Origin of the sequence: Rhodopirellula bahusiensis, assembly GCF_002727185.1 — a bacterium.
Lineage (GTDB): Bacteria > Planctomycetota > Planctomycetia > Pirellulales > Pirellulaceae > Rhodopirellula > Rhodopirellula bahusiensis.
In genome coordinates this window covers 425782-443502 of sequence record NZ_NIZW01000002.1, presented here as the reverse complement: position 1 = coordinate 443502, position 17721 = coordinate 425782, and the positions used below count along the sequence as shown (strand labels likewise).

General features: G+C 56.2%; 12 protein-coding genes. 4 read left to right on the top strand and 8 right to left on the bottom strand.

The genetic code is table 11. The features are described 5' to 3' along the window. Positions 1-66: 66 nt before the first annotated feature. On the bottom strand, positions 67-594 hold the full coding sequence (locus tag CEE69_RS04360) for a hypothetical protein (protein WP_099259493.1): 528 nt from the start codon (positions 592-594) through the stop codon (positions 67-69). Between the two features lie 137 nt (positions 595-731). Between CEE69_RS04360 and CEE69_RS04355 the strand changes: the two genes are divergently transcribed. Beyond that, positions 732-2408 carry a 30S ribosomal protein S1 gene (locus CEE69_RS04355; protein WP_099259492.1) on the top strand — a complete coding sequence of 559 codons (1677 nt, stop codon included), beginning with the start codon at positions 732-734 and terminating at the stop codon, positions 2406-2408. 81 nt (positions 2409-2489) lie between these two features. Further along, on the top strand, positions 2490-3275 hold the full coding sequence (locus CEE69_RS04350) for a TIGR00282 family metallophosphoesterase (protein WP_099259491.1): 786 nt from the start codon (positions 2490-2492) through the stop codon (positions 3273-3275). Between the two features lie 345 nt (positions 3276-3620). Here the strand turns inward: CEE69_RS04350 and CEE69_RS04345 are convergent, their stop codons facing one another. Both CEE69_RS04345 and CEE69_RS04340 read right to left on the bottom strand, forming a co-directional pair. After that, entirely contained in the window at positions 3621-4937 is a 1317-nt protein-coding gene (locus CEE69_RS04345) for a hypothetical protein (protein ID WP_233214677.1), read from the bottom strand. A 777-nt stretch (positions 4938-5714) separates the two neighbouring features. Next, positions 5715-7904, bottom strand: coding sequence for a preprotein translocase subunit SecA (locus tag CEE69_RS04340; RefSeq protein WP_099259489.1), 2190 nt, complete (start codon positions 7902-7904; stop codon positions 5715-5717). Positions 7905-8169: 265 nt separating this feature from the next. Between CEE69_RS04340 and CEE69_RS04335 the strand changes: the two genes are divergently transcribed. Continuing rightward, the gene (locus CEE69_RS04335; RefSeq protein ID WP_099259488.1) at positions 8170-9678 is read left to right on the top strand and encodes a BBP7 family outer membrane beta-barrel protein; all 1509 of its coding nucleotides are present in this window, start codon (positions 8170-8172) and stop codon (positions 9676-9678) included. Between the two features lie 207 nt (positions 9679-9885). On the opposite strand, the gene CEE69_RS04330 is transcribed toward CEE69_RS04335, so the two are convergent. Continuing rightward, positions 9886-10629: a ribonuclease E inhibitor RraB gene (locus CEE69_RS04330; RefSeq protein ID WP_099259487.1), complete on the bottom strand. Its 744-nt coding sequence runs from the start codon at positions 10627-10629 to the stop codon at positions 9886-9888. Between the two features lie 96 nt (positions 10630-10725). Here CEE69_RS04330 and CEE69_RS04325 point away from each other — a divergent pair, with 96 nt between their 5' ends. Then, positions 10726-11967 (top strand): sensor histidine kinase, encoded by a 1242-nt coding sequence (locus CEE69_RS04325; RefSeq protein WP_099259486.1) that lies wholly within the window; start codon positions 10726-10728, stop codon positions 11965-11967. Positions 11968-12126: 159 nt separating this feature from the next. Here the strand turns inward: CEE69_RS04325 and CEE69_RS04320 are convergent, their stop codons facing one another. The 4 genes from CEE69_RS04320 to ppdK all read right to left on the bottom strand — a co-directional run bounded on the left by CEE69_RS04320 (position 12127) and on the right by ppdK (position 17604). Then, positions 12127-12333 (bottom strand): hypothetical protein, encoded by a 207-nt coding sequence (locus CEE69_RS04320; RefSeq protein WP_099259485.1) that lies wholly within the window; start codon positions 12331-12333, stop codon positions 12127-12129. Further along, complete coding sequence (locus CEE69_RS04315; RefSeq protein WP_199169785.1) at positions 12311-13090, bottom strand: hypothetical protein; 780 nt, start codon at positions 13088-13090, stop codon at positions 12311-12313. The genes CEE69_RS04320 and CEE69_RS04315 overlap by 23 nt, the downstream gene beginning before the upstream one ends. A 354-nt stretch (positions 13091-13444) precedes the next feature. Next, positions 13445-14647, bottom strand: a complete 1203-nt coding sequence (locus CEE69_RS04310) for a glycosyltransferase (protein ID WP_099259483.1) — start codon at positions 14645-14647, stop codon at positions 13445-13447. Positions 14648-14943: 296 nt separating this feature from the next. Beyond that, positions 14944-17604 carry a pyruvate, phosphate dikinase gene (ppdK, locus tag CEE69_RS04300; RefSeq protein ID WP_099259481.1) on the bottom strand — a complete coding sequence of 887 codons (2661 nt, stop codon included), beginning with the start codon at positions 17602-17604 and terminating at the stop codon, positions 14944-14946. Between the last annotated feature and the right edge of the window lie 117 nt (positions 17605-17721).

Sequence of the window (17721 nt, the reverse complement as noted above, 5' to 3'; positions counted from 1 at the left end):
TTGGATTGTGGTTCGCAATGGTGTAGCCGGATTCGCCAAGAATTCGGTTCCCCAGCGACAAACCATTCAACTGACGTTCATCAGCCACTGCCACTCGGTCCACTGGACTTGCTGGCATTCCTCGACGTCCTCCCCAGTTCGCACGGCGTTTGCGACGCGATCGACGAACTCATCCGCATCGGCATGCAATTCCGGGTACATGCCCGACAGATCGCTCAGGATCGAATGCCGGCCGACTCGGTGGAACCAGTACTTTGCGTTGCCAAAGTCCCCTTCGCGGCGGTGCATGATCCCGTGCCAAAAACTTCCCTCGGACGAACCTTCGTCTTGGCTGATGGTGTGCGACCGATCCAGGTCCCCAGCCAACAACCACAATCCGCTGCGTTGAAGCGGCGTGAACGATTTGGCCGTCTCGCCTCGAAGCAAATCCGCCAATTCACGGTTGGTGGGCCCTTCGCCCAAACCTGGCATTTCCGCGGCAGAAATCGCGGCGATCCATGGCTGGGCGACGGATGCGTCCAAATCGGTCAACCAGGACGGCAAGTCGCCCGAATTCGATGCGGCAGAAGACGTGCAATCGTCAAAGTTAGGCATGGTCTCGAAGGTTGTCGGTGGATTGTGCTGAGTCAGAACGAGGGAAGGCTACCGAGTGGCCCTCCGGATTGCTAGACTGCGGGACGCCTTTGGCGCGATTGCCATTTCACTCTTTCTCAGATCCCCCCTGACTGTCCATGAGCAGCGGCGAACCATCCACCGACGCAACGGCCGAAACCCCAACTTCGGACGCCCCCACCCCGGAAGCCTCGGCTGCGGCCCCTGCCTCGCAAGAATCGGCTCCGGCTGAATCGGCGTCGCCGGCCCCCGCGGAACCAGCCAAACCGAGCAGCCCCAAACCAGCCGGGCAAAAGAAAAACAAGGCTCCCCTGCCGCGAATCGGCGGCGGTCCCTTGGCGGCTCGCGGATTGGGAGTTGCCAAACCGGTTTCTCCCGCAGCGGTCTCGACCGACCAGCTCGAAGGTGGCAAGGTCAAGCACAAAGGGAAACGCGGCGGCAAACCCGGCGAAGGCAAATCGGGCGGCAAAGACGCTCCGTTGCCACGTTTGGCGGGTGAAAAGCAACGTGACAAAAGCGAAAAGCCTTACGTGCCGCAACAAAAGAAAACGGCGGTCCCCAACGTTCGCGATCAACTGAGCGACGACCTACAAGCGGAACTCGACGCCACATTGGCGGAAGCCGATTTGGACACGATCCTTGGCGGCAACGCCGGACTGCCCGACCGCCGCGAACCGCTGGGTGAAGGTGCTCGCGTTCACGCTCAAGTGCTGAAGATCCATCAAGACAACGTGTTCGTTAGCTTGGGCGGCCCCGACGAAGGCACAGTCGCTTTCGAACAATTCACCGACGAAGAACCAACCCCCGGTCAATCGATCGAAGTCATCGTTCGCGGCATCAACTCCGAGGACGGCTTGTATTCGTGCAGCCTGCCCGGCAAAGCGACCGAAGTCTCGGATTGGGACGACATCGACGAAGGCAGCGTGGTCGAAGCCACGATCACCGGCCACAACAACGGCGGCTTGGAATGCAAAGTCGGCAGCGTTCGCGGGTTCATGCCGATCAGCCAAATCTCGGAATACCGAGTTGAAGACTGCAGCGAATTTGTCGACCAGAAAATGGTTTGCTTGGTCACCGAAGCCAACGCTCGCCGCGGCAACCTGGTTCTTTCGCGTCGTGCGATCCTGGAACGAGAACGCGAAGTCAAACGCCAAGAACAACTCGAAAAAATCGAACCCGGCGACATCCTCGAAGGTGTCGTCCGCAGCGTTCGCGACTTTGGTGCATTCGTCGACGTCGGTGGACTCGATGGCCTGATCCACGTCAGCAAACTCAGCTGGGAACGAATCAAGCATCCGAGCGAAGTCATCGAAGAAGGCCAGAACGTCAAGGTTCGCGTCGACAAGATCGACAAGCAATCTGGCAAGATGTCGCTGACCTATCGTGACTTGCTGGAAAACCCATGGGACACCGCCGAGTCCATGTTCGCGGTTGGTTCGGTGCACAAGGGCGAAGTCACACGGACCGCTGAATTCGGTGCGTTCGTGCGATTGACCGCGGGTGTCGAAGGACTCTGCCACATCAGCGAATTGGCAACGCACCGCGTTTCGCGCGTCAGCTCGGTCGTCAACGTTGGTGACGAAGTCGACGTGAAAATCATGAGCTTCGATCGTGACTCGCAAAAGGTCGGTTTGTCGATCAAAGCCGCTCACGCCAAACCGGCTGCCGAGGGTGAAAAGGTCGAAGAAGTCGACGAGCCACCACGCGAATTGGCGGTCAAAGCGTCGCACTCCGGGCCTCTCAAGGGCGGCAATGACCGTCCGAGCGGCGGCGAGAAATTCGGCCTCCGCTGGTAAGCAATCTGCTGGCAGGATTTTGCTGCACGGCATTCGGAATGACGTGCAGCTTGGCAACGACCTTCTCCGCAAGGACTCCGTGTGCGTTTTTTGTTTCTCGGCGATGTCGTAGGCAAACCCGGCTACTCCGGCGTGCTTGCGCGGACCGAGGAACTTCGCAAAAAACACCGTCTCGATGCGGTGGTCATCAACGCTGAGAACGCAGCCGATGGCGCGGGGTTGATGCCTCGCCAGTACCGACGGCTGATCGAAGCGGGCGTGGACGTGATGACGATGGGCGACCACATCTATCGCCGCAAAGAGATCATCCCGATCCTTCAGTCCAGCCAACGGATTGTCCGTCCGGCCAACTACCCGGAGAGTTCTTCCGGACGAACCTGGACCGTCGTTCAGACACCCGGCGGCAGGCTTGGTGTGATTTCATTGCTCGGACGAGTCTTCATGCGTCCGGTCGATTGCCCGTTTACAGCGGTCGACACGGCACTCAATGAAATGGCCGCTGAGAACCCACGTTGCATCTTGGTCGATGTGCACGCGGAAGCGACGAGCGACAAACAAGTCCTGGGTCGCTATCTGGACGGACGGGTGACCGCGGTGCTTGGAACGCACACACACGTGCCGACCGCCGACAGCTGCCTTTTGCCGGGCGGAACCGCGTTTCAGTGCGACGTCGGAATGAGCGGTCCGTACGACAGCATCATCGGACGTGACATCAAACGCGTGACCAACGCAACGATCAGCTTTGAGCCCAGTCACTTTCACGTGGCGACGAGAGACGTCCGGTTGTGCGGCGCGATCATCGAAGCCGACGCCGACGGCAAAGCGATTTCAATCGAACGCTTCGAAGACCGCATCGAAACGCAATGAACCTGTAGCACGGTGGTCCCCCACTGTGAGTCACTAGACTGAATCCAGGCTCGTCTCGGTGGAGGACCACCGAGCTACAGGTTGTCGTAGGCCATGTCTCACATGGCACCCGAGCCGATGCTTTGGAACAAAGCGAGGCGAGAAGAACAGTAGCCGGATTCGCCAAGAATTCGGACGCACAGGCCTCCCTCGCCAACTCCGAATTCTGTCGAATCCGTCTACACGAGAGCGACAACACAATCCGTAGCACGGTGGTCCCCCGCCGTGAGTTACTGAAGCAAACAAGGCTCGTCGCGGTGGAGGACCACCGAGCTACAAAACGACCGGACGATGCCCTCTTCCCGACTAAGCAGCGGCCTCCAACGAAATGTCGTCATCCGTGAAAGACGCGATCGATAAGTTGCGGTCTCCATGTTGGATCGCTGCATCGATTTCTTCCAACACGCTCTTTCGTGTTATTCCCGCCGGTTTTTTCCAAACCGTTTTCTTACGTTGAATCTCTGACGGTTTGACTGGCTTCAGGTTTGACCGATCGAACCCAGATGCCTCCACGGCGATTTGCCTCAAGATGTCATACGATTGCCCGGCGGCTGCGGACTTGGCTTGCTTGCGTGCGATGCTCAATCGCGTTTCCGACGCAGCCAGCAAATCGTTGATGATCGCTAGGCGATTCCCGTAGAAAGCTTTCGAGCTAGCAACGTTGGCTTCCAACGTTTTAATCTTCTCGTTTTGCTTTACCTTCTCTGCATCAATGGCAGCATTGAGCTTCACGACGTCGTTGGCTGATTTATCGCCAACGGCTTCCTTCAATCCACTCGTCAAATTCGAATTTCCAAAATTGCTGGCGCAGTCACGACGAAGCTCTTTGATATCCGCCTCCCAGACTTTGCACCACCAGAGCGAACGCTTGATCAGATCACGAACTTTGTCCAAGTCATAGATCGTGATATCAGAACTCTTCATCAGTCGCGCTGGACCATCTTCCATCTGACGCCGAATCGTGTCACCTTCTTGATGCGATCCTGGGCCGAGGACTTGCCTCTTGTACTCTTCGATTTTCGCGTCGATACCGGCACGCCCCGTTAGTGGTTGGAAATTTGGATTATTACCGAGAAGCAAATCAGAAAGTCCGGCAACCATCCCTGCCAGTGCGTTGAGTGCACCAAGTGATTTCTTCAGCACTTTCATTGGGCTGGTACTGGCATGCATGACAATGCCACCAAAGGCCAGTGAAAGCGTTGTCTTGACGACCCGCCAAAGCCCACCGGCTACCAACAGTTTGTTCTCCAAACTGCTCTGCGGTCCATTCGCTGCCGCGTCATCGTAGATGTTGTTGATCAAGTCGGCTTTGGCTGCGTACTCGCCAAAGTACTTGTTTTGGAACAGCTTGTCCGAAACGGAATTGCCGATGCTTTGAACGGCGAGGAATGCCCTGCGAAGGTTGCCAATGTTTCGCTCCGAAGCAATCTTCTGATACTTCTCCTTCACGAACTGAAGGCCATTCCAGAATTCATCGTTGCTCAGCGTCGACAGCATTTGTTTCCGGTCGGCATCGCTGACGACATTGGCAAATCGATGTCCAGCCGCAGCCAATGCAAATTCGATGGTAGGACGCTCAGCCTCCGGCTTAACAAGTCGGTTAAAATTTGGAGACGCAGCCATTGGTAATCCTAAGTCAGGACCATCAGGTTCTTCCTCGGCAAATCGGCGGAAATCTGGAGACGCAGCAGTCTGCGGCCGTTGATGTCCGGAACGATTGTGTGACTGAAAACAGCTTAGCCACATCCCCCGAAATTCCTGGAACTCAGGCTCGGTTAGCGACTGGACCCATGTGAAATTGAATTGGTCGTGTACCCAGTCGCCTTCAGACAGACGGATAAGACTCGATCCGAGGTTCGTGCCGATTCTTTGGATCAACTGATCCAAAGCAACCAATTTCGGTTTATTCGCTCCCTTGAACGGGTTGACGTTCCGTTTAACGACTTCCCACATGCGTTCGAAATTCATGAGCCAATGACCGTAGAAGGCGGAGTTAAATGACCAAGACCCTGCCGAATTTATCGGTTGTGCGGTCCATCTCGTTTAACCGAATGTTCCTCATTGTTGCGGTGATAACGTATCCAAAGTCAATTCGCTCGGCCGCCGTCCGAATTCGGCCGAATCCAGCTACGCCAGAGCGACGACGCGATCCGTGGCACGGTGGTCCCCCACCGTGAGTTCCTGAAGCAGAATCCAGTCTCGTCTCGGTGGGGGACCACCGAGCTACAGGTTGTTGTAGGCCATGTCTCACATGGCGACCCAGCCGATGCTTTGGAACAAAGCGAGGCGAGAAAGCAGTAGCCGGATTCGCCAAGAATTCGGACGCGCAGATCTCCCTCGCCAATTCCGAATTCTGGCGAATCCGGCTACGCAAAACGATACAACCAACCGGGACCTGAATCAGTCCGGCGTATCCAGGTATGGATCCTGCCCGATTTCACGCTGCATCTTCTTGCGTTCTTTCTCGTGGTGCATCAACACCATTCGATCACGGAAGTGACGACGCTCGACTTTCCGTTGAGCCTTGTGGAACATCGCCGCCAAGCGATCGACGCTGCCGCTGGTCGCTTCACCGCGTTTCTTCAGCTTCTCGTATTTGATCGCCCCGTAGCCACCTTTCAGAATGTCATCGTCCAGCGACAGATATTGGCGATACGAACCGCGGTCACCTTGGCGACCGCAACGCCCGATCAACTGCCGGTCAATCCGTGCCGCATCATGCAACTCGGTGCAAATCACGTGCATCCCGCCGATCTGTTCGACGTCATTGGAAAGTTTGATGTCAGTACCTCGACCAGCCATATTGGTCGCGACGGTCACTTTGCCCTGGCCACCCGCATCCGCGACGATGTCCGCTTCCCGTTCGACGTTGTTCGCGTTCAAGACTTCGTGTTCGATGCCGAGATCATCCAACAACTTCGAAAGCAAAACGCTTTTGTCGATCGAGCGTGTTCCCACCAAAACCGGTCGCCCGGTCGCGTGAATCTCTTCGACCTCCTTCGCGATCGCTTCGAACTTGGAATTGAGCGTTCCAAACACGCGGGATGGCAACTGGACTCGTTGGGGAGGCCGGTTGGTCGGAACGCGAACGACCGGGGTGCGATAGATCTTGCGTAGCTCGCCAGCACTGGTTGCCGCCGTACCGGTCATCCCTGCCAGGTGCGGGTAACGCAGAAACAAATCTTGAACGGTGATTCGAGCCGCCTGACCGGTTGGCACGCTGATTTCGACACCTTCCTTGGCTTCGATGGACTGGTGGATCCCATCACGCCACTTACGGCCTTCGGCCAATCGGCCCGTGAACTCGTCAACGATGACGATCTCGTCCACATTCGGATCCTTCTCGCTCGGACGAATCACGTACTGGCGATCCAATAAGAATTCGCGGTGCGTTTTGATCGACCGTTCGATGTATTCGTACATGTCGACCAAGCCCATCGTGCGAACCAAGTCGCTCTTTGGCAACGCGCGGACCTTGCTGCGGCCTCGTGCGGTCAATTCGTAGCGTTTGGTTTCATCATCGATTTCGAAGTGTTCGTCAATTTCGAACAGCGGCGCGTTGTCCGCTGCCCATTTGTACGTTTCGATGATCTGATCGCGAACAGTGTCTTCGATGCTGCCGATGATCAGCGGCGTACGAGCTTCGTCAATCAGAATGCTGTCCGCCTCATCGACCAAACAGAAGTGCATGCCTCGCATCACGACTTGGTCGCCTGAATCGCTGAAGCCACCCTCACCGCTGCCCAGCATTTCTGTTTGCATTCGGTTCTGGGCTCGCAGCAGCAGACGGTCACGCAAGAAGTCGAAACCAAATTCCTTCGCCGTGCCATAGGTGATCGCGGCACCGTAGCTCTTCCGACGCCCGCCCTGGTCGTCTTCCGTTTGAATGATCCCGACAGAAACCCCCAGCATCTCAAACAGCGGCATCATCCACTCGGCATCCCGCTTGGCCAAGTAATCATTGACCGTCGCCAGGTGAGCTCCTTTGCCGACCAAACTGTGCAGGTAAAGCGGCAGCGTCGCGGTCAGCGTTTTGCCTTCCCCGGTTTGCATTTCGGTGATGTGGCCTTCGAACAATGCGATGCCACCGAGGATCTGAACGTCGTAGTGACGCATCGACAGACTTCGCCGGCCAGCTTCGCGACACAGCGCGTAGGCCTCCGGTAGCAACTCGCCGAGTTTTTCGCCCGCCATCGCGCGGTAACGAAGAGCCAAACTGCGTTTTCGCAATGTGACGTCGTCTTCCGATTGCAGCGTGTCTTCGAAAGCGTTGACGCGAGCCAACTGGCGCTGCCATCGGACCATTCGCGGTCGCCAATTCGACGCCTTGGTCCATTTCTTCTTGTTGGCCGAAGGGTCGCTGGATCGGCGTGCAACCGCCTGCTTTGTAGCGGCTGCATCAGCGTCCGCCTCTTCCAACGGCTCGTTCGGTGCCAATGGGTCGAGCAGAGTGGCTTCCGAAAGAACGGGATCCGGCGGACTCCAATTTGGATCCGGTTCGGGTTGCTGATAAGCGGAATCACCTACCTGGGTACCAGATTCAACCGATTCGTTTGGGTTGGTCGTTTCGCGAGCGGAAGATTCGGACATCGAGCGGGCCAACGGAAAGAAAAGCGAGGCAAAGAATTACCATTTTTACGCACGAGAGCGCGCGTAGAGCGACCTCCAATCGCCGTGAAACACCATTTTATCTGACTTTGAGGAAAGATAGAGAACTTGTACCACAGGTGGGGTTCAAAACAGGCAATCTGCGTCGGCTGTTCCTAGGGTAGGGCTGGTTCTGAATGGTCCGCTGAATCTGGTCGAAACAGTTAACCAGATGAATCCCGTGTTCCCGGACTACACGAGAGTACCAATGGAAACGAAAAAAACGACGAAATGGAAGTTGCTCGCTTTGGCAGCCATGCTGTCAGCAGGATCCGCCTCGGCGGCGGATCAAGGCAACTCGAACATCAATCAGTACTACACCGGTGCTGCACCTGTGACCGCAGAAGAAGGCGAGATCGTTTATGACGATGTCGACTATTCCGCGGACAACATGGCGGCATCGTTCTACGGCGACGAAGCTCAATCGCTTCAGCCAGTGGCCTTCGTGGGCGATCATCAAGGAAGCAGCGTTCCAACGCCTGCCCCAATGATGAATGATCCCTATGCGATGAGCACCGGCAGCGGATGCAGCACTGGCGATTGCGGCAACAGCAGCTATGAAATGGCCAGCAGTTGCGGATCGGCTTGCGGCGGAAGCTGTGGCGAATGCAGCAAGCGACCTCGTCGCAAAATGCTGCAAAAGACCGACATGTGGATGACGGCAGAAGCTTTGCTTTGGTTCACCCAAGCTCGCTCGACCACGCCGTTGATCACTCAAAACGCGGCTGGTGCGGCTCCTGAACGTGATATCGCTGGAACAACCAGCGTGTTCGGTGGTGACGAAGCGATCGGTGGCGACTTGTCGGCCGGATTCCGTCTCGACTTCGGAAAAAACCTGAGTGACGACTTCGGCGTCGGCGGCCGCTTCTGGTGGCTCAGTGAGAGCAGCGAAGACGCCAGCTCGGGTGGAATCGTTGACGGTACAGCCAACTCGTTTGGTCGCCCGTTCTACGACACCAACATCCCGTCGGAAAACAGTATTCTGATTGCGAACACCGGAGTCGCCGGTAGCGATGACTTCGAAGGCTCGTTCACAGCCGAGAGCTCGCTCGATATCTATGCTGCGGAAGCCTACGCTCGCATGAAAATGCTCAGCGGTTCAGGATTCCGCACCGATCTGATCGGTGGTTTCTCGCACTTCGGTATCGACGACACGTTGAGTGTCAACAGCACCAGCATCCAAACAACGGCTGCCATCGGTGGCCTCATCGGCGACCAAACTGACATCAGTGACTTGATCGAAACCGAGAACCGATTCTTCGGTGGTCAAATCGGTTTCGAAAGTCAGATCAACCGTGGCAAGTGGTCTTTCAAAACGTTGACCAAGGTTCACTTGGGCAACATGGAACAAATCTACCGTGGCTCGGGCGTGCGAACGTTCACCACCGGTGGCGTTCCAACCGATTCGACCAATGGCGGTGTGCTCGCTATGGGCGACACGTTCAACACGACGGCACTGGACGAAGACAAGTTCACCTTCGCACCCGAAGCAAACGTGAAGCTGGCTTACCAGTTCCGTCCCAACGTTTCGATGTCCGTTGGCTACAGCTTCATCTACTGGGATGACGTTTTGCTGGCCGGCGACAACATCAACAATGTTTACAATGGTGACGCAATCACAACACCACCAGCAGCCTTGGCTCAACCAGCCTCGGAACGCAAGGACAGTTCCTTGTACACCCACGGCATCGACTTGGGCTGTGTCATCGACTTCTAAGCTGAACTCGGCAGGAACTTCTGTTCCTGATAGGCGGTAGGTTCTGCCGGGTGGACTCCGGTTTGATAACTGTCCGGGGTTCCAAGTCGGAGACTGCTCGGCGAAAGCGAATCGAGACGTGCGAGGATTTCTATCCTCGCACGTTTTTTTATGCGCGTTCGCAATCGCGAGACGCGACATCCGACCACGACGCCCACCGGTCTTCGGTCAGACATCCAGATCGAGGGTGACGTCGACGAAGTCTTCTTCCGACAGGAACTGAATGCCTTCGAACGTGGCTTCGTGATCCTTCGCGATTTTCACGATTTGTCGGTGAGCGGCGACCAAGCGTTCTTCGTCGTTGCTGCCTTCCTGGAACACGAACACGCCGTACCGGCCTTCTTCATCCGGGTCTTCATCCGACTGGCTGTTCTCAAAACCGCCCGTGACCAAAGCTTCCGCGAGCTTCTGCATTTGCTCCAGTGAATCGCCCATCAACAAAAACACCCAAGGCAGTTCTTCTCCGGGATTCAATCCGCTGTCGCTGAAGTGCCGAAGTCGCCACACCGCTTCGTCTAAACTCAGCCAATCGAACAGCTCGTCGTCATCAATCGCATCGAACACCTCCACACCTTCATATTCGATGCCGGTGCGTTCGGCGATTTGGCTCATTTGATCAGCGATTTTTTTCACTTCGCTGGGCATCAAAGCCCCGGTTTTGACCACGCTCAACATCGGTCGGCCCAGTGACAAACGGCCTTTCTCGTCAATCTCCTCCACGGATTCTTCCAGCTCGCACTGATAGTCATCCAGGGTTTCAGCGATCGATTTGAGTTGCCCCATTTCGACCCCACGCAAAGTGAAAGTCCAATCCATCGGGACTGACAAATCGACTTCCAATTCCTCCACGAGGTGGTTGAAGAGGGCGTCGATGTCAAATGCCAAGTCAGGCTCATTCGAAGGTGTGTTCATTCTCGTCAGATTAGCAGATTCGAATCGGCCCGCCAGAACCGACTATCTGTACCGATGTGGCCCCGTTGACCTCGGGGTTGTGATACATTTTCCAACATGACGACGGACATTGAAAAACAACTGATAGAAACCAACCTACGGTTTCGCATCGCCACACGAACCGCGAAGCTTGGCTATTGGGTGTTCGATGTCAAATCGACCCACGTCGAAGTGTCCGAAGAGCTCCTGAATCAACTCGGGCTTCCACCGGATTACACGTGGACTCTTCAAAGCTGGAAAGATCGGCTGCACCCGGATGATTACGAGCGAGCATTGACTCAGCTGTCGACGGTGACCAGCGGGACTCCGCAGGATTACTTCAACGTCTTCCGCCTGCAGCATTCTGACGGCGAGTATCGCTGGATCGAATCGATTGGCGATTTCATCTACGACGATGACGGCGACTTGGTCCGAATGATCGGGACCCACCAAGACATCACCCGGCGAATTGAAATCGAGCAAGCACTCGATGCGGCGTTGGAAAGCAGCATCGAAGTCAACGAATCCTTGCAGCGAAGCAATCAAGAACTGGAGCAATTCGCTTACGTTGCGTCTCACGACCTCCGTTCACCACTTCGAGGCTTGCAGAACCTGGCCACTTGGATTCGCGATGACATCGAGGAAGCCGGGATGGAAGTGCCCGAGTCGGTGCTGGAACACTGCTCGACGATGGGCAAACAGATCGAACGCATGCAAGCGTTGCTGGACGGTTTGCTTGCCTACGCGAGGATCGATCAAAGCTACACATCGACCGAACCTGTTGATCTGAATCAAATCGTTTCCGAAGCCATCGCGTTCGTCGAAGCACCTGAAAACTTTGAAGTGCGGCTGGACTCCGACCTGCCGACCATCATCGGGAATTCTTCGCCGGTGATGCGAGTGATGGTGAACCTCATCGACAACGCCATCAAACATCACCCTGGCCCGACGGGAAAGATCATCGTTCGCGGCGGACTCGCGGAAGATGGTACCGCCCAAGTCATCGTCGAAGATGATGGTGGCGGCGTCGCAGAGGAACACCGCGAACGCGTGTTTCGGATGTTCGAGACGCTTGGCAAAGGCCGCAACAGCGTTAAAGGCGGGATGGGTTTGGCCATGGTCCGCAAATTGGTGCTCTCTTGCGGTGGTACCATTCGACTGGAAGATGCGTCGATCGGTGGCGTGGCGGCGGTCACTCACTGGCCCACCGACGCGTCGCGACCCAAGAACAAGAAGTCACCCGAGTTGACTCACCGGTTGCTGGAAGCCATCACGGGTTCGCCAGATCCGACGGGTGTCGACCCGAACCAGTCGAACTAGGTTTGCTCGAACGAGCGAGCAAAGTCTGATCAGCGGTTCTGGCGATAGCAGCGGTCAAACGTGGTAACCATGGCGAATGCCAAGCGACTGGCCTGACCGTAAACGAAAACACCCAAGCACGAGGCCTGGGTGAGATGAATTGTTCGTTGCGAAAACGAATCAGCCGATGAAGGGGCTGCTCGTCGTCAGCATCACGGTCGGACGAGCCGTGTTGGTTTTGTAATAGTCGGGTCCCCAGCGATTCAGTTCAACGAACATCGCGATGACCGCGATCAACATGAACAACATCGCCAGCAACAACATCACCGTGTAAACACTTGGTGGTTGTTTGCCTGTGGGTGCATCATTCGATGGAAGTGTCGACACGATCGCCCTCCTCCACTACGCCTTCACTGTAGTCACGCATGATTTCAGCAACCGCACGATCCGGTTCCGTATCACGCACTTTCAAACGAGTCACATAGCGGCCACCTCGGGTGACTTCCAAGAAGTGACCGTTGCGAAGCCCATCGTCATAGCCGATCGAAACTTCGACCAACTTGCGAGGACGGTTGACGACCAAGACGGTGCCGTTGCGTTCCGGCGGAGCACCATCGAGTGGGTCGTTCATGTTCAACCCAGCGGCGTCGACGACTTCTTTGTATCGCGTCACTTGGCCGTGCAGCTGGTCGTTGCGATCTTGTTGCAACTGAACCACGCCGCGAAGGCTGTTCATTTGGTCAGTCAATTCCAACGTGCGTGCGAACAAGGTGTCGCGGTCTTGTTGCTCGGTGCGGATTTGCTCTCGCAATCGAGTATTGTCCGCTGTGATTTTTTCTAACTCTTCCGCACGAGCACGGTCGATCTGGGCCAGTTCAGTGCTTTTCGCCTGCAACTGCTGCACGGTCGACTCGCTCTCACGCAACTGCGATTCCAACTGATCCAGTTGGGTTTGCAGGGCTGCCAAGGCGGTCCGACGAGCGGCTTGTTCGCGATCCAAGGACGCTTGCGTGCGTGCTCTTGAATCACGAAGTTGTTCGTTGGTGCGTGCGATGGTTTCGATCTGGGCCTTCAAACCCGTAGGTCCGAGCACGACATCACGCCAGTTGCGGTGGGACGCATTGACGGCGAGTGCCATTACCATAAAAACCCCGCTTAATAGCAGGATTATGACCGAAAAGGATTTCCCGAGTAGGGTCATGGGTGGTCGGTTCCGGATGGAGAAAAGAGGTCGGGAATTTCATTCCAAAGTATAGTTACGCCCAAAAATGAGTGTCAACAAAATTGCCTGAAACGCGTTTCAATTGACGACACCCACTAAATCAGAGGAAAGTGTAGCGATTGTGAGGGTACGCACGGCTATTCGACGACGTTCATACCCCGCCACAGACTGAAACCGACCAGCGTGGCGAATCGGCATCGGCGTGGAACGATCGCAACGCGAGATGCACAACGCCGTCATCTCAAGCACATCGCTCCCAGCGAAAGCAAAGCCGAGCTACGCTCCAGCTCGCATTAGCAGCTCGCTGACTCGTTCCACTGCGGTACTCAGATCGTGGTTTTCACGCACAAACTGACTGGCGTTGAGAACGTGCAACCTTCGCTGCTCAGCCTGCTCTGCGAATTCGCGGATGGCTTTTGCCAGTGAGCCGGAATCTCCAGGTTCGGCCCAATGACACGTGGGACGCTCCTCCGACCCCCGCAGCTCGACAGTTCCTCCCGCCCGCGTCGCCACGACGGGGGTCTGCAACGCGAACGCCTCCAGCACAACATTGGGCAGTCCCTCAAAATGAGACGGCAGCACCAGCCCATCCGCCCCAGCGATTTCGGAATGAGCCGGCTGAATCGCTCCGGCAAATTCGACTCGGTGAATTGTGTCCTTGGGTCCTGCCGCCAACACCATGTCTTTCCACCGAGACTCCAAACCTCCGCGAAGTGGGCCGTCGCCGATGAATCGAAAGTGAAGTGGAGGTACGCTCTCAGGCCAATTTTTCATCAACGATGCGATCGCATCCAGCAACGTTGCGTGCCCCTTCTCCTCCGTCATCCGGCCAACAACGACCAATCGCAGGCATTCGTCCGGTTCGCGGTCGATTGAATCCGATCCCGCCGCGTGCCGAATCGCATCGGCATCGATCGGATTGCGGATCGTTTGCACCAGCGATTCCGGCAACCCGTAGTAGTGAATCGCGGACTGGCGAGCCACTTCGCTGACGGTGACCACCGCGGCACTCCGCCGATAGGCTTCCGCCAGACGCCGACGCTTCAACCAGACGAATCGTTTTTCGACCAACGGCAATGCAACCTCGGGCGGGCTGACAATCGTTGAAACTCGTGGGCAACGACGTGACGATGATCCGCGTTCGAGCACCGGATGGCCGGCGATCAGCGTCATGTGAAAGGTCCGGTCATAGATCACGTCAGTGTCCGTTCGCTGGACCAGATCCCGGAACCATTCCGCTTGTCGCTTGAGCAGTCCACCGGGAATTCGATCCGTCCACCGGGTCGGAAATGACTCGGGCGGATGATGAATTTCGACGTCGCCCGGGATCGTCGCGAGCAAATCGCCGACGGCCTGGGTCAGATACAAGTGCACGTCGAATCGTTCGCGTTCAAGATGCCGAGCCAGCATCGCGGTTTGCAGTTCGCTTCCGCCGCCACGCATCGAACTGGCCATCAGCAGGACTCGGCGGCGTGGCATGTGGCAGACTGGTTGGGATGGAGAGTTGTTGGAAGGCGTCCGTGCTTTGTCGCCGTCTAAATTCTACGGTAACGAAGCCAGTAGGCCAGGTTCCACCTGGCAATGGTGACCAGACGAGTGATTGCCGTCTTGTGTTTCAATGTCACGACTCGCTTTGCTCCAAAGCATCGGCGTCGATCCCAAGTCATGACCTGGCCTGCTGCCCACGCACAAAAAAAAGGCCGCGAGGCGGAGGGCTTCTCCGGTCTCGCGGCCCATCAATCATTCGTTGAATGGTGCCAATTCGGCTCGATTCACTACGACTTCAATTCAGCTTGTGCTGCGGCCAAACGTGCGATTGGCACGCGGAATGGGCTGCACGAAACATAGTCCAGTCCAACCGAGTTGCAGAAATCGATCGAGGCTGGGTCACCACCGTGTTCGCCACAGATACCAACCTTCAGCTTCTTCTTGATGCTACGGCCCTTGGTGACGCCCATTTCAACCAACTGACCAACACCGCTGGTGTCCAGCGATTGGAAAGGGTCAACCGGAACGATCTTTGCCTCAATGTAATCGGGCAGGAATCCGCCGACGTCATCGCGGGAGTAACCGAACGTCATTTGGGTCAAGTCGTTTGTGCCGAAGCTGAAGAAGTCGGCGTGCTCGGCAACTTCGTCTGCGGTCAAACAGGCACGAGGAATCTCGATCATGGTACCGATCAAGATGTTCAGCTCGCCTTCGAACTTCTTGGCGGTCTTGGTGGCTTCGATCGTTTCTTCGACCTTTTCACGCAAGATACGAAGTTCAGCGGCGGTACCGACCAACGGGATCATGATCTCAGGCTGAGCGTCGATCTTCTTCTTGGCACAGCTAATAGCTGCTTCGACGATCGCTTGAACCTGCATTTCCAGGATTTCGGGGTACGTCACGCTGAGACGGCAACCGCGGTGACCGAGCATGGGGTTGGACTCGTGCAGAGCCGCACCACGCTTTTTGATTTCCGCGGGTTTGACGCCCAACTCTTCTGCCATTTGCTTTTGAGCAGCTGCTTCGTGAGGCAAGAACTCGTGCAATGGTGGATCCAGCAAACGAACGGTCACTGGGCAACCCTTCATCGCTTTGAAGATGCCTTCGAAGTCTTTGCGTTGGAATGGCAACAACTTCTTCAGTGCGGCACGACGTGCATCTTCGTCTTCAGCCAAAATCATTGCACGCATGTGGATGATGCGATCGGCTTCGAAGAACATGTGCTCGGTGCGGCACAGTCCGATGCCTTCAGCACCGAAGTCACGAGCACGTTTGCTGTCGGCGGGCGAATCCGCGTTGGTGCGGATCGAAAGACGACGGTACTCGTCGGCCCACTTCATCAACTTGGCGAAATCGCCGGACAACTTGGGCTCTTGGGTTTCGACTTCGCCGGCCATCACTTCGCCGGTCGTGCCGTCCAGGCTGATCGTGTCCTTGGCGGTGAACTTGCGTCCGCCAACCGTGATCGTCTTGCCCTTTTCGTTGATTTCGACTTCGCTGGCACCAGCGACGCAGCACTTGCCCCAACCGCGAGCAACCACAGCAGCGTGGCTGGTTGCTCCACCGGTGCTGGTCAAGATACCAACCGCAGCCGACATGCCTTCGACATCTTCGGGACTGGTTTCGCGGCGAACGAGGATGACGCTTTCGCCAGCTTCGAAACGCTCACGAGCTTCCGTCGCGGTGAAGGCCAACTTACCAACCGCGGCACCTGGCGATGCGTTGAGACCACGGCACAACACGTCGGCCGCGTTGCGAGCGGTGGGTTTGAACGATGGCAACAAGCAGTGAGTCAGGTCCGATGCAGGAACGCGAAGGACAGCTTCCTTCTCGGTGATCAAACCTTCTTTGACCATGTCGCAAGCGATCTTCACGGCCGCGATGCCGTTTCGTTTGCCGTTTCGAGTTTGCAGCATGAACAACTTGCCACGCTCGATCGTGAACTCGATGTCCTGCATGTCGGTGTAGTGGTCCTCAAGCTTCTTCTTGATTTCCATCAGCTCTTTGTGAGCCGCTTTGTCCCACTTCGCCATTTGAGCGACAGGTTGTGGGGTACGGATACCAGCGACAACGTCTTCGCCCTGAGCGTTGATCAGGAACTCACCGTAGAACTTGTTTTGTCCAGTGTTGGGGTCGCGGGTGAAACCAACGCCCGTTCCCGAGTCGTCGCCCATGTTGCCATAAACCATGGCTTGGACGTTGACTGCGGTACCGATCAAGTTGTTGATCTCGGTGTTGCCCTTGGCCGATTCGATGCGGCGATAGCTGATCGCACGGTCAGCGTTCCATGAGCCGAAGACGGCTTCGATGGCCAACTGAAGTTGCTTGATGGGGTCTTGAGGGAAGTCTTCGCCGGTGCCCTTCTTGTAGACCGCTTTGTAAGCTTCGCAAAGTTCACGCAAACCTTCGGCGGGAACTTCGGTGTCTTCGGTGACCTTGTGTTTTTTCTTGACCTTGTCAAACGCAGCTTCGAACTGCTCGTGGTGCAGTCCCATGACGACGTCGCCGTACATGTTGATCAGGCGGCGATAAGCGTCGTAAGCGAAACGCTCGTTCTTGGTCGCCTTGGCCAAACCTTCGGTGGCTTCGTCGTTCAAACCGAGGTTCAAAATGGTGTTCATCATCCCGGGCATCGAGACGGCGGCACCGGAGCGGACGCTGACGAGCAATGGGTTCTCATTGTCGCCGAAGTTCTTGCCGAGTTCCTTTTCCAGGATTTTGACGGCGTCCTGAATTTCGTCCATCAATCCCTTGGGAAGTTTCTTGCCGGCTTTGTAGTAGCCATCGCAAACTTCGGTGGTGATCGTGAACCCGGGAGGGACCGGCAGTCCGATGGAAGTCATTTCGGCCAGGTTCAGGCCTTTACCGCCCAGGATGGCTTTGCTTCCGCCTTTTCCTTCGGTCTTGGTTTTACCGAAGTAGTAAACCATCTTGTCTTTTTTTGCCATCGTCGCTGTCAATCCCTGTGTGGGGTTTGGAAATCAAAAGAACGTTTGGCCGCAAAGCGTATTTGGCACACGTAGTTAGGTCAATCAGTCAAGGCGTCTGAAACCGGCAAAATCACG

Bases quoted from the DNA above. Each gene is read 5' to 3' on its own strand.
- CEE69_RS04325 (WP_099259486.1), top strand. From the start codon at position 10,726: ATGACGACGGACATTGAAAAACAACTGATAGAAACCAACCTACGGTTT.
- CEE69_RS04330 (WP_099259487.1), bottom strand. From the start codon at position 10,629: ATGAACACACCTTCGAATGAGCCTGACTTGGCATTTGACATCGACGCC.
- ppdK (WP_099259481.1), bottom strand. From the start codon at position 17,604: ATGGCAAAAAAAGACAAGATGGTTTACTACTTCGGTAAAACCAAGACC.
- CEE69_RS04355 (WP_099259492.1), top strand. From the start codon at position 732: ATGAGCAGCGGCGAACCATCCACCGACGCAACGGCCGAAACCCCAACT.
- CEE69_RS04345 (WP_233214677.1), bottom strand. From the start codon at position 4,937: ATGGCTGCGTCTCCAAATTTTAACCGACTTGTTAAGCCGGAGGCTGAG.
- CEE69_RS04315 (WP_199169785.1), bottom strand. From the start codon at position 13,090: ATGGTAATGGCACTCGCCGTCAATGCGTCCCACCGCAACTGGCGTGAT.
- CEE69_RS04310 (WP_099259483.1), bottom strand. From the start codon at position 14,647: ATGCCACGCCGCCGAGTCCTGCTGATGGCCAGTTCGATGCGTGGCGGC.
- CEE69_RS04340 (WP_099259489.1), bottom strand. From the start codon at position 7,904: ATGTCCGAATCTTCCGCTCGCGAAACGACCAACCCAAACGAATCGGTT.
- CEE69_RS04360 (WP_099259493.1), bottom strand. From the start codon at position 594: ATGCCTAACTTTGACGATTGCACGTCTTCTGCCGCATCGAATTCGGGC.
- CEE69_RS04335 (WP_099259488.1), top strand. From the start codon at position 8,170: ATGGAAACGAAAAAAACGACGAAATGGAAGTTGCTCGCTTTGGCAGCC.